Source organism: Trabulsiella odontotermitis, assembly GCF_001188485.1.
Lineage (GTDB): Bacteria > Pseudomonadota > Gammaproteobacteria > Enterobacterales > Enterobacteriaceae > Trabulsiella > Trabulsiella odontotermitis_A.
This window is the reverse complement of the sequence record NZ_JNGH01000024.1, coordinates 1-536: the sequence shown is the minus strand read 5'-3', so window position 1 is coordinate 536 and position 536 is coordinate 1. Positions and strand designations below refer to the sequence as shown.

1 rRNA gene is annotated in these 536 nt (G+C 51.7%); it reads right to left on the bottom strand.

Annotated elements, in window-relative coordinates:
* Positions 1 to 536, bottom strand: a 23S ribosomal RNA gene (locus GM30_RS01685); the annotation flags it as partial.

The window sequence follows — 536 nt, the reverse complement described above, 5'->3', positions numbered from 1 at the left end:
TTAAGACTCGGTTTCCCTTCGGCTCCCCTATACGGTTAACCTTGCTACAGAATATAAGTCGCTGACCCATTATACAAAAGGTACGCAGTCACACCCCGAAGGATGCTCCCACTGCTTGTACGTACACGGTTTCAGGTTCTTTTTCACTCCCCTCGCCGGGGTTCTTTTCGCCTTTCCCTCACGGTACTGGTTCACTATCGGTCAGTCAGGAGTATTTAGCCTTGGAGGATGGTCCCCCCATATTCAGACAGGATACCACGTGTCCCGCCCTACTCATCGAGCTCACAGCCTGTGCATTTTTGTGTACGGGGCTTTCACCCTGTATCGCGCGACTTTCCAGACGCTTCCACTAACACACAAACTGATTCAGACTCTGGGCTCCTCCCCGTTCGCTCGCCGCTACTGGGGGAATCTCGGTTGATTTCTTTTCCTCGGGGTACTTAGATGTTTCAGTTCCCCCGGTTCGCCTCATTAACCTATGGATTCAGTTAATGATAGTGTGACGAGTCACACTGGGTTTCCCCATTCGGACATCG